The sequence below is a fragment of the Streptosporangium sp. NPDC001681 genome (assembly GCF_040298085.1).
GTDB lineage: Bacteria > Actinomycetota > Actinomycetes > Streptosporangiales > Streptosporangiaceae > Streptosporangium.
Genome location: NZ_JBEOZN010000053.1, coordinates 1 through 12499, shown reverse-complemented (window position 1 = coordinate 12499; position 12499 = coordinate 1). Strand labels below are relative to the sequence as shown.

Annotated in this window: 3 protein-coding genes; 1 reads left to right on the top strand and 2 read right to left on the bottom strand. The window is 70.3% G+C overall.

From position 1 onward, the window contains the following. Positions 1 to 5 precede the first annotated feature (5 nt). Positions 6 to 5822 carry a toxin TcdB middle/N-terminal domain-containing protein gene (locus ABT130_RS23605; RefSeq protein WP_350958523.1) on the top strand — a complete coding sequence of 1939 codons (5817 nt, stop codon included), beginning with the start codon at positions 6 to 8 and terminating at the stop codon, positions 5820 to 5822. Between the two features lie 305 nt (positions 5823 to 6127). On the opposite strand, the gene ABT130_RS23600 is transcribed toward ABT130_RS23605, so the two are convergent. Both ABT130_RS23600 and ABT130_RS23595 read right to left on the bottom strand, forming a co-directional pair. Then, a complete protein-coding gene (locus ABT130_RS23600; RefSeq protein ID WP_350958520.1) occupies positions 6128 to 10390 on the bottom strand; it encodes an nSTAND1 domain-containing NTPase in 4263 nt (1420 codons plus the stop codon). Between the two features lie 748 nt (positions 10391 to 11138). Beyond that, positions 11139 to 12164: an aldo/keto reductase gene (locus ABT130_RS23595; protein ID WP_350958517.1), complete on the bottom strand. Its 1026-nt coding sequence runs from the start codon at positions 12162 to 12164 to the stop codon at positions 11139 to 11141. Positions 12165 to 12499 lie beyond the last annotated feature (335 nt).

Sequence of the window (12499 nt, the reverse complement as noted above, 5' to 3'; positions counted from 1 at the left end):
CCGCGATGGCCAATGGCGCGGAGACCGCGGCCGTCTCTCCACCGGCGGGCACCGGCAACGCCCCCGGGCTCGGTGAGGCCTTCACGGTCGACCTCAACACGGGGCAGGGCGGCTACACAGTGGCGCTTCCCCTGCCGGAAGGGGTTGCGGGGCTCAAGCCCGACCTGCGCTTGCGCTACGCCCACGGCAGCGGGGTCTCGCCGTTCGGCCTGGGCTGGTCGATGCCGCTGCGCAGGATCGAGCGGCGGCTGGACCTGGGGGTGCCGGGCGGCCCGGGTGCGGAGCGGTTCCACGACAGTGGCGCCGAGCTGGCCGAGGTCGCGCCGGGCGAGCATCGCGCGCTGGTGGAGAGCGCCTACGTCCGCTACCGCCGTCAGGACGACGGCTGGATCGTGGAAGAGCGTACGGGGCTGCGTTCGGAATTGGGGCTGACGGCCGGGGCGAGGATCGCCGAGCCCGGCCACCCCGACCGGGTGGTGTGCTGGCTGCTGGAGCGCACACGCGACACCTCCGGCAACGAGATCCGCTATGAGTGGGAGGTCTCTGAGGGCACGCCGTACCTGACGGCCGTCCGGTGGTCGATCTACACGGTGCGCCTGCGCCATGAGAGCCGGCCGGACGCGCACCGGAACGGCCGCGCCGGCTTCCTGCGCGTGTTGCGCCGCCGGGCCGTGGCCATCGAGCTGCACGTCGAGGAGGCGGGCGGCACTCGACGCGTCAAGACCTGGGACCTGGAGTACGAGCAGGCCCAGGGCAGCGGCGTGTCCTTGCTCGCCTCGGTGCGGCTGACCTCGCACGGCTCTGCGGCGACGAGTCCCGACGTGGTACGGCGGCCGCAGCGCTTCACCTACACGCAACTCGACCTGGGCTCGGCACGCGCCAGGTTCGTCCCCTCGCGAGGCGCGCCGCCGCCCTCACTGACCGACCCGCAGACCACGCTGGTCACGCTGGACGACGTACCGGCGCCAGGGGTACTCAGCGCCGCGAGCGGCCGGCACGTCTACTGGCCCAGCAGCGGCGACGGAGCCTGGGACCCGCCGCGCCCGGTCCGCACTCCACACGCCTCCGCCCTGGCGGGCAGCGGCGTCGCGCTTCTCGACGTGGACGGCAACACCACCGTGGACATGCTGGTCGCGACCGGTCCGCGCACATTGCAGGGCTACTACGAGAACGGCGGGCCCGAGGGCTTCACCCGGTTCGTCGCCTACCCCCGGGACGCCCGTGCCCTGCCCGCGCTGGACGATCCCCGGTCACGGCTGGCGGACCTCGACGGTGACGGCCGGATCGACGTGATCTACCAGGGCAGCCGGGCGTACGCCGCCTTCCACAACGGGGGCGCGGCGGGCTGGACCGAGCCGGCGGCCGCCCCGCGCGGGAACGGCGTGGACGGCCCGGACGCCGACCTCGCCGACCCGCTGGTACGACTGGCGGACATGACCGGCGACGGGCTGCCCGACCTGGTACGCCTGCGTTCCGGGCGGATCGAATACTGGCCCAACCTCGGGCACGGCCGGTTCGGCGCCGTCGTGGTCATGGAGGACGCACCCAGGCTCCGGTCCGCCCCCTCGTCGCTGCTGCTGGTGGACCTGGACGGCGACGGATGCGCCGACCTGGCCCGCGTGGACGCCGACGGAGTCACCGTCTGGCTGAACAGATCGGGCCAAGGCTGGTCACCACCGCATGCCGACCCGCTGGTTCCACCGCCGATCCCCGGCACGCTCCGGGCGGCCGACACCGTGGGGAACGGTACGGCCGCGCTCGTGTGGAACTCACCGCGCTCCGGTGGCGAGGCGTACGTCGCCTACGAGACGGTGCTGGAGACGCCGCCGTACCTGCTGACCACCGTGGACAACGGGGCGGGACTCGAGTCGCAAATCACGTACCGCTCCTCGGTTCAGGACGCACTGCGCGACCGCCGGGCGGGACGACCATGGCGGACCTATCTGCCCTTCCCCGTCACCGTGGTCGCCGGGACCCGCGAACACGACACGGTGACCGGCCGGACCGCCGAGAGCCGGTACGCCTACAGCGACGGCCACTACGATCCGGTGACCCGGCAGTTCCAGGGGTTCGGGCGGGTCGAGAAGCGGGAAGCCGGGGACGCCAGCCGTCCCGACTCGCGAACCGTGCTGCACTTTCACATCGGCGAGGACCGCAAGCCGGGCAACACCCGGCGGCACGCCGCGCTCAACCGGCTGCAGTACCGCAGCGAGGTCTACCAGCTCGACGGCACCGCCGGCGAACCGCTGCCCACGCTGGTCGAGGAGTCCCAGCACGCGCTCGACGTACTCGACGTGCTGCCCGACGGCCGCGAGAGGATACGGATCTCGGTACAGAGGAATCGCCGGCGATGGCGGGAACGCACGTCCGACGAGCGGGCCGAGGAACGCACCTACGCCTACGACGCGGCGGGAAACGTGACCGAGGAGGTATGGCGGGCCACCGGCGTGCACGACGGCGCGGCGGTTCCCGAGCTCCAGGTGCGCACCACCGTCGAGTACGCCACCGACCCGGTACGCAACCTCATCGACAAACCGAGCCGCGTGGTGAAGCGCGACGCGTCGGGCGCGCTCCTCGCCGAGCTGCGGCGGCACTACGACGGTCCCGCGTTCGAAGGGCTCGCGCTCGGCTCGGTGGAACGCGGGCTGCTCTCCCGCGAGCTGGAGTGGGTGGGCACCCGCGCCGGCATGAACGCCCACTACGCCGGGATGGACCTGGCAGCCCTCGGCTACGTCATCACCACCGACGCGGACGGCCGCGAGTCCGTGTTCGCCCCGCGCGGCCGATGCGCGTACGACGCCGCGGGCCGGGAGGTGGCGTCCAAGAACCCGGCCGGGGTCGAGACCCGCTTCGGCTACGACGCCACCGGGCTCTTCCGCATACGCGAGACCGGTCCCTTGGGCGTCACCGAGCGGGAGGTCGACCCCGCGACCGCGCAGATCCTGCGCACGCGTGGGCCCGACGGCCTGGAAACGGTCATGCGCTACGACGCGCAGGGGCGGCTGACGACGCTGGTCCTGCCCGGCGACACGTCCACGCTACCGACCCGGACCTACGCCTACCGTGACGACGAGGTGCCGCACGCGGTCGACGTCTCCTACCGGCTGGAGCCGGGCGCGAGTCCGGTACTGCGGATGTCGGTGTACTTCGACGGGTTGTCCAAAGAGATCCAGCGCCGGGTACGCATGCGGCCCGGCACCGTCGTGGTCAGCGGCGCCGTACGGCAGAACCCGTGGGCCGATCCCGCCGCCGAGCACGAGCCGAGCTTCGCGACCACGCTGGACTATGCTCCGGCGCCCGCGAACGGGCCGGCCCGGACGTTCTTCTACGACGCGCACGGCCGCCCGGTGCGGACGATCGACTATGGCGGCGGCGTGTCCACCGTCACCTACCGCCCCTTCGAGGTGGAGACCCGCGACGGCCTGGGCCTTGCCCGGATCGACCGGGTGGACGCGGCCAACCGGCGCGTCAGCACCGTAGAGGCGGGCGTCATGACCACCCACTACACGGTGGGCGTGACCGGCCAACTGCTCACCGTGACCGACCAGTACGGCGTCGCGGCGGAATACACCTACGACGCGGCCGGGAACCGCCTGACCGTGAACTCCCGCGAGGCCGGGCCCAGGAACCTGTACTACGACGCGGGCAAGCGGGTCGTCCGCGCGGTGGACGCCCGCGGCGTGGACGTCCGCGCGAGCTTCGACGACTCCGACCGCATGACCGAGGTCCACGCCGACGGCGCCGTCCTGGAGAGCTACACCTACGACGACCTGCCGACCGGTGGGCTCGGCCGGCTACGGGAAGTGCACTATCCCGGCGGCGGGCAGCGCTTCGCCTACAACGCGCGCGGCGACGTGATCACCCGTGACTGGCTCGTGGACGGCCATGTCGCGCCGTACCGCATGACCTTCGCCTACAACGGCCTCGGACGGTGCACCGGGGTCACCTACCCCGACGGGTCCGTGCTGCGTTACACGTACGCCGACAACGGCATGGTCGTGGCCGTGCCCGGGATCGTCGATGAGGTGGAGTACGACGCGCGCATGATGCCGGTCCGCGTCCGCTACACCAACGGCGTGGTGACCACGATGACGTACACACCCGGTCCCGGCCGGATCGCGCATCAGCACACGGTCGGCCCCGGCGGAAACCCGCTCGAGGACTCCCGCTACACCTACGACGCGTTGTCCCAGCTCATCAGGACCGACGACGACACGGGCAGCACGGAGTACGCCTACGACCCGCTCGCCCAGCTCGTGGGCGTCACCGAGCTCCCGCAGACCGGCCCCGCGCAGCAGACGGACTACGCCTACGCCGGACGAGACCTCAGCCAGTTCGGCGAACGCCAGACGGTGTTGACGTACGGCGACGCGACACGTCCGCGCCGGCCCACCTCCGTGACGGTGGGTGGGGGCGCGCCGGCCTCCCTCACCTACGACGCGAACGGCAACCTCACCGGACTGCCCGGCAGGCAGTTGTCGTACGACGCCAAGAGCCAGCTCTCACAGGCGGTACGCGGGCCGATCACCAGCAGCTACGGTTACGACCACACCGGCCTGCGGGTCCACAAGCGGGTCGTGGACATGTCGAGCGGCAACGCGGTCGTCACGAACACCGTCTTCCTCGGCCGCTGGGCCGAGATCCGCAACGGCGTCCTCGCCCGTTACGCGGTCCTGGGCATGGTCCGCGTGGCGCTGCTGCGCGGGTCCACCACGACCTGGATCCACAGCGACCATCTCGGCAGCTCGAGCTTCTACACCGACGGCGCGGGCACCGAACTGGCCCGCCTGCGGTACACGCCGTTCGGCAACCGCAAAGCCGTGACGGGCACACCACCGCACGCCGTGTTCGCCCTGCACGAGTGGGACGACGAGGCCGGGCTGTACTTCATGCGGCGGCGCTACTACGCCCCCGACCTCGGGCGCTTCGTCACCCCTGACGGCCTCTACCTGATCCGCCCCGAACACGGCGTGGACGACCCGCGCTCATTGTCCCTCTACACCTATGTCGGCAACGACCCGCTCAACAACGTCGACCCCACGGGAACGTCCTTCTGGAGCGTGGTCGGCGCGATCGTCGGGGTCATCGTCGCCGTGGTGGCCGTGGTCGTCATCGCGGCCGCCTTCGCCACCGGCATCGGCTGGGGGCTCCTCGCCATCGCGGGACTGATCGGGGTGATCACCGCGGGGTACGCCCTCGCCTCGGCCAACCGCACGAACAACTTCGGCGAGTTCATGCGCGGCTTCCTCATCGGCCTGAACGCCGGGCTCAACGCCGCGATGCTCACCGCCATGGGCGCGGGCGGCCTCGGCATCGCCATCGGCGTACTGATCTTCCTCGGTTCGTTCGACAGCATCGCGTCCAGCGACGTCTACCAGGGCTTCCTCGGCTGGGGCAACTGGCTCATGCCGATGTCCTGGCTCATCGTGGGCCTCGGCCTGGTGTTCTTCGTGCTCAACGTGCTCGGCTGGGTCTTCACGCTCGGCCAGGTGGACGCGCTGCGCATCGAGAAGGTCAGAGTGGACTGGAAGACCGGCACGATCTTCATGAAGGGCGGCTGGATCAGCAACCTCAACCAGTACAAGACCGCCTTCAACATGGGCAACTTCGCCTTCATCCACAAGGACTCCAGCGACGACCACGTGGAGCACGAGGCCGGTCACAGCCTCAACCTCGCCGCCTTCGGCAGCGTGTTCCACCTGGTTGGATTCGTGGACGAGGTGGTGCTCGGCAACGGGTCGCGGGCCTATTCCGAAGGGCTCGCGGACAGCAACGAGCCCGCCGGATCCCGGCCAGCGACCGCCATCCCCATGTGGAGTTAGCTCGCGCGCCTGATCGGGAGGCGAAACGTACGGCTTGCGTCCGTGATCGGCGCAAACCGTAGCCCGTATGGTCGCGGTGGCAGGGGAGTGCCGCCCTACCCCGCGAGGCTTCCGCAGGTGAAGTCCTTCTCGCGGTCCAGGGAGAACATCTGGACCTCGCTCAGGATCGTGCTCTCGGAGAAACTTGCGGAACGTCTGCGCCTTGTCGCAGTCATAGTCGCACATCTCGCCCGGCCAGAGCGACAACATCAACTTCCTCGGTGCCATCAACGTGGACGTCGAGGCGGAGCCGGCCAAGCTCGGCACTAGTCGCGGCACACCGTTCGGAACGCGACCTCGTCGAGGTGTTGTCCCCACTCGGCCGGGGTGAGGTCGCGTGCGGAAATCGCGCAGGCCGCTACGTACGGATCGGCGGGAAGTCCCGTCTCCCACAGGCGCACGGCTTCGGTATCGGCGATGGCCAGCAGGCGCCCGTCGGGGCTGAACGCCACCGCTCGCACGTAGTCACCGGGGCCGGCTACCGGGTTGCCGATCGGCCGCATGGTGGCCACGTCCCACAGTTGCACCGTCCCATCGCTCGTGCTGTTGGCGGTGGCCAGGGTGCGCCCGTCCGGGCTGAAGACGACCGTGTGCACATATCCGTCCTGCCCGGTGAGCGGGGTGCCCCGCTGCTTGCCGCTCCGCACGTCCCACACGCGAACGGTTCCGTCCAGGGCGCTACTGGCCAGGAGGTCGCCCTTCGAGGTGAAAGCGAGCGACACGACGTATTGGGAGTGTCCCGATAGGGGAACGTCCCGTGGCCTGCGGGCAGCCGTGTCCCACAAGCGCAGGGAACCGTCCGCGGCGCCGCTGGCCAGGGTGGTCGCGTCCGGGCTGAAGGCCATCGCGGTCACCCGGGTATCGTGCCCGCTGAGCGCGCGGCCCGGCGACCTGCCCGTCGCATCCCAGAGTCGTATCCCGCCCTCGTCGTCTCCGGCGCTCGCGATCACCCTGCCATCGGGCCGGAAGGCCATCGCATCGGCGGACTCGCCGGCGTTCGGCGGTGCGGGGATCGCTTTTCGTGTCGCCACATCCCACGACGTTCGAGTGCCTGCGGCCAGCCGCCGCCCGTTCGGGCTGAAGGCGAGCCCGGCGGTGAGGTTGCCCTTGCGCGAGAGCGTGGTTCCCATCCGCTCGCGGCCGTTCACATCCCAGAGACGAACGGTGTTGTCCACGGCTCCGGTGGCCAGCAGCCGACTGTCCGGGCTGAACGCCAGGGCGATGACGTTGGGGTTGCGTCCGCGAAGCGCTCCCCCGGAGGGTCTGCTGGCGGTTACGTCCCACAGCCTGATCGGACCACTGGAGCTGCCCGTGGCCACGGTGTGGCCGTCCTGGCTGGCGGCCACGGCGGTGACGGTGCTCGTGTGGCCCGTGAGTGCGGCACCGATGGGCTTGCGGGAGGTCACGTCCCACAGGCGGACGTCTTCGCCCACGCTGATCAGTGTGTGGCCATCGGGGCTGAAGGCCACCGAGGTGATGCCAGAGGGGTTACCGCTGAGCCGGCCGATCATGCGCTGGGTGGCAGTGTCGAAGAGCCGGACGACGCCTTCGATACCGCTGACGATAGCCAAGGTGCGGCCAGTGGGGCTGAAGGTGACCGCGGTGCGAACCAGCTGATGCGGATCGGTCGTGATTTGATCGCCGGTCTCCAAAATTGCCAGTCCGATCTGCCGATGCGTCCGGGCGTCCCACAGCCGCACGGTGTTGCGCTCTGTCACGCTGGCCACGACTTTCCCTGTCGGGCTGAATGCCACCGCCGCGGGAATGTCGCCAAGGCTTCGTGTCTTCGCGACGCTGGTCGATTCGCGTGTGGCCACGTTCCAGAGCCGCAATTCACCGCTGGCGGCGCTGGCCAGGAGATGGCCGTCGGGGCTGAAGGCGATGGCGCTTCCGCCATCGACCCGGGTGAACGGGGGCTGGATCGGTGTGCGAGTGGCCACGTCCCAGAAGGTGATCGCCCCGCTGCCGGCGCCTGCCAGGGTACGCCCATCGGGGCTGAACGCCACGGACGTGACGTCTCCGTCGTGGGCCAGTGGCTCACCGACCTGGCGCCGTGCGGCCACATCCCAGAGGCGCACCGAGTGGTCCGCAGTGCCGCCGCTGGCCATGAGGCGGCCGTCGGGGCTGAAGGCGATCGAGCCCACCTCGCTGGTATGGCCGTCGAGAACGGCGCGCCCGGGGCGCAGCACCGCGTCGATCATGCTGGCCCGCGCTTCCGGCGTCGGGCTGATTCGCCATGCGGCCGTCGCAAGCAGCGCCGACAGCGCGGGCTGCCCGGCAAGCGACTCGCTCTGCGTCGCTGCCCGCCGGGACACGGCGAGATCGCGTTGCCCAGCGATCTCCTCCTGCACGCGGACCGCTTGCCGCTGAGCGGCCACGGCGGCGACCGCCGCGGTGACGGCCACGATCAGTAGGCCGGTGAGAGCGATGAGCAGGGCACGGCGAATCCGCTTGGCGCGGGATTCCGCCCGGCCGGCGGCGGTGAGGAAGTCCCGCGCGCTGGCCGGCAGCGGCAAGGGAAGCGTGGGGTTGTTTTCCCAGCGGGGTATGAGCCGGCGCAGGTTGGCCAGTCGCTCGCCCCGGTAGAGGTAGGCGGCGTCCCGGCCGCTCCGCTCCCAATCCTGAGCGTCTTCGAACAGGTCACGGTAGACGGCATGGTCGGCCAGGTCTTCCTCCAGCCAGCCGCGGAGCCGTGGCCACACCTGTAGCAGGCATTCATGGGCTATGTCAGCGGCATGGTGGCCGAGCACGATGAGGCGCCGCGTGGCGAAGGCGTTCAGGACGGCGTCCACGTCGTCTTTCTGGCCGAGGGCGTACAATTCCTCGCGGTTCGCCGACCGCAGCGCGGGACGCCCGTCGTGAGCGACGACCGTCATCCGTCGGAAGATGTGCGGGGTGAGGGCGAGCCTATGGGGTGCGAGCAGCCCCTCGTAGGCGTCTTCCGCGCTGGTCTGTACGGCTCTGGCCACGCCGCCGCCGAGGCCGTAGCCTCGGATGGTGAGGCGGTTTTCCTCCCGGTTCTCCCAGGTCGACAGCATCGCTTGGGACAGCAGCGGAAGGACTCCGGCGTTGAAGTGTCCCTGGGAGTCCAGATCGCCCAGGACGGCTTCGAGCAGCCCCGGCTCCACCTCGAGACCGGCTTCGGCGGCCGGCCCGGTCACGGCCCGTATCAGTTCCGTCCTGCTCATGGGGCCGACCAGGAACGACCCGCCGCGTAGCGCCTCGAGCAGCGGCGGGTGAGCGGCGCATCGCTCCAGGAAGTCGCCGCGTACGCTCAGGACGACCAGCGCGGGTGGTTGTTCCAGCGCCCCGGCCCGCGCGCTGGCCGCCTGCGCCAGGCAGGTGATGAAGGCCTCGCGCCGCCGCTCGTCCACCAGGGTGAAGACCTCTTCGAACTGGTCGATCACCAAGATTAGGCGAGCGTCTCCGGGAGATCGAGCGGCAAGCAAGGCCTGCCGCACGGTGAAATGCGCGTTCTCCGGATGATCCTGCAGGGCGCGCTGAAGGCTGTCCCTGGCCACTCCGCTCCAGTTGGACAGGCGAGCGCTCAGTTCTTCGAAGGGGTTGCGCGTGGGCGTGAGCAGAAGGTGTGGCCACGCGCGACTGGCGGACAAACCCGGCAGCAGCCCCCGGGCCAGGGAGACCAACAGGCCCGCGCGCAGCAGCGACGATTTCCCCACGCCCGACGCTCCCGTGACCACCAGCGGCCCCGGACTGGTCAGACGCTCGGCCACCGCGGTCAACAGCTCGGCCGTGGTCTGTTCCCGCCCGTAGAAGATCCGGCTGTGCTCCTCCTCGAACGGCCATAACCCCCGGTACGGGGACGCGTCGGCGGCCAGGAGAGCCCGGCCGCTTCGCTGGATGCCGCGTCGCTCCTGGCCGCCGAACTGGGCGAGTTCCTCGCGGATGAGCGTCAGCTGCACCGACTGACTGTGCAGCTGTGCCCGGTCGCGGCGGTGCTCGTCATCCTGCCGCTGGATGCTCGCCTGAATCGCGGCTACTCCGTCGTTGACCTCGGTAAGGAGGTCGCCGAACGCAGCGAAGTCTTCGCCCAACCGCGTGAAGCAGGCGACCAGGTACTGCCGCAGTCGCTGGTCGCCGCTCTGAACGGCCGCCTCGATGGCCGCGCCCAACGCGTCACTCTCGCGCAGCACCAGCGCGATCTCCTCGCGCAGGCCGTGCGCGGTGTCCGGGCGCTCGCTGAGGTCGGTGATACGGATGGTCAGCTCGCGTACCAGGTCCTCGGCGGATCCGGAGTCGTCTCCGATACGGCGCCGGAGGGCCTGGATCGCCTGGCTGATGGCTTCGCTGAGCAGGTTGGTGCCGATGCCCGCCGCGGCAGTGACTCCCGCGGCTGCGACGCCGGTCAGCCCCACGGTTCCCAGCGGGATCAGGGCGCTGGCGCACAGGAGCGCGAGCAGGCCGTTGGGCGAGAGTTTCAGCACGCTGGTCCCCGCTGCCGCCATCCGCGTCCGGATGCGCTCACGCCACGAGCGACTCCGGCCACCGCCGAGTTCCATCTCCGCCATGCCGCCACCCGAGCGCTCGGTCGCACGTCCCGCTCACTTGACTATCGGACCAGAGCACAGCCTCATACAACCCCGTCGGTGGCCCCGATGCGCCGCCCTTTCCGGCTTTGACCTCAGGGGTGCCGTCGGAGCCCAGGAGTGCCGTCAGTCACAGGGTCGGGCGCTGCCAGCGCTGGTGCCTGCGTGGCCGCCACCAGCCTCGCCCTCACCTCGCCGCCGTCGCCGCCTACCACTGATACGCGACGTCGGATGGGCGAGCTCGGCTCGTCCACGGCACAGCGCCAACGGTGCGCGTCGCGGACGAGCCGCCGCTGCTTCCGAAGCAGCGCATGTGAAGGAGCAGCGACAGGGGTGCCGAACCAAGGCTTGAATCCTCTGACGCGGCTGAGCCATCGTCCGAGATATGGAGCCGGTTCGGCTGCCCTCCGAACGAGGTTCGGACCGTACTGTCAGATTGAATGCCGTTCGGTCGCGTTAGTTAGATAGTGGCCTAAATGACAGCATCCAGGTCCGGCGCACGCTCCACTGTCAACTGCAGCGACGTCAGACACCGGCGGAGAGCCCGGTGCGGAGTCGTCCCCACGCCGGTTCCCGGGATCCGCGCCAGACCCACACAGGGGGAACCTCGATCTGACCGCCCAGTGAGCGAGCCACGAACGACCAGGCCTCCGGCGGCATGGGACGCCAAGGAAAGACCATGACATCGATCTGGGGCCTTGTCGCGACTCGGGGAAGGGCCGCGTGGAGATCACCCGCGAGAGGCGGACGACCAATCCTTCCACGACGGCCGGCGAGCCGGGTCCGCCGCTCCGTAGCGGTCGCCCTGCGGCGCGGGCAGGGCGTCGAACTCGGCCAGATCCGCCGGGCTCAGCTCGACATCCACCGCTCCGGCGTTCTCCGCGAGGTACTTCGAGGTCTTGGTCCCCGGGATGGGAACGACGTACCGCCCCTGGGCCATCACCCAGGCGAGCGCCACCTGGGCCGGGGTGGCGCCGATGCGCTCGGCGATCTGACGCACCCGGCCCGCGATGGCCAGGTTGGCGCGCAGCGCCTCCTGCTGGAAGCGCGGTAGCCGCCGCCGGAAATCCTCCTCGGGCAGGTCGTCGAACGAGGAGAACCGCCCGGTGAGGAAGCCCTTCCCCAGGGGCGAGTACGGCAGGAAGGCGATGTCCTGCCCCTGGCAGTAGGGCAGTACCTCGGTCATCCAGTCCCGGGTCCACAGCGACAGCTCGGACTGCACCGAGGTCACCGGGTGCACCGACTGCGCCCGCTTGATCTGCTCCACCGTCACCTCGGACAGGCCGATGTAGCGCGCCTTGCCCGCCGCCACGGTCTCCGCCAGCGCTCCCCAGGTCTCCTCGATCGGCACCTCGGGATCCACCCGGTGCAGCTGATAGAGGTCCACGTAATCGGTGCCGAGCCGACTCAGGCTCTCGTCGATCGACCTCCGGACGTGCTCCGGGCGGCCGTCCAGGCCCTGAACGGGGTTGCCCTCGGAGTCCCGGGTGAGGGTGCCGACCTTGGTGGCCAGCACCGCACGCTCCCGATGACCGCCCGCCAGCGCCCGACCGATCAACTCCTCGTTGGTGAACGGCCCGTACACGTCCGCGGTGTCGAGCAGCGTCATGCCCTCATCGAGCGCCTGGTGGATCACCGAGACCAGCGTGGCTTCGTCCCGCGGGGTCGCCAGGTCGTAGCTGAAGCTCATGCCCATGCAGCCCAGCCCCAGGACGCCGACCACGGGACCCTCGGGCCCGAGCGTCGTGGTACGCATTGCCCGCCCTCCTCATAGACGATGCCTCAACGATACGAGGGGAATCCCGAACGGGGCCCGAGCGGTCGCGTCGGGGTCGCCGCGGCGCGCTGCCACGCGGGCGTCGAGCGCGCTGAAGTAGGCGCCGGCCGCGGGCACCCTGCCCTACGCTGGCGGCCTTGCCATCCGCGGCGGCTCGGCCAGACCCACCTACCACTCCTTGGAGGCCTCATGACCTTGACCCCGCAGGTGCCTACCGTCCGCGGCACGGTGGCCGTGGATGATCTGGGCACTGTACTGATGCACGAGCACGTCTTCGTCCTGAGCGAGGAACTACGGCAGAGCATGCCGGAAAG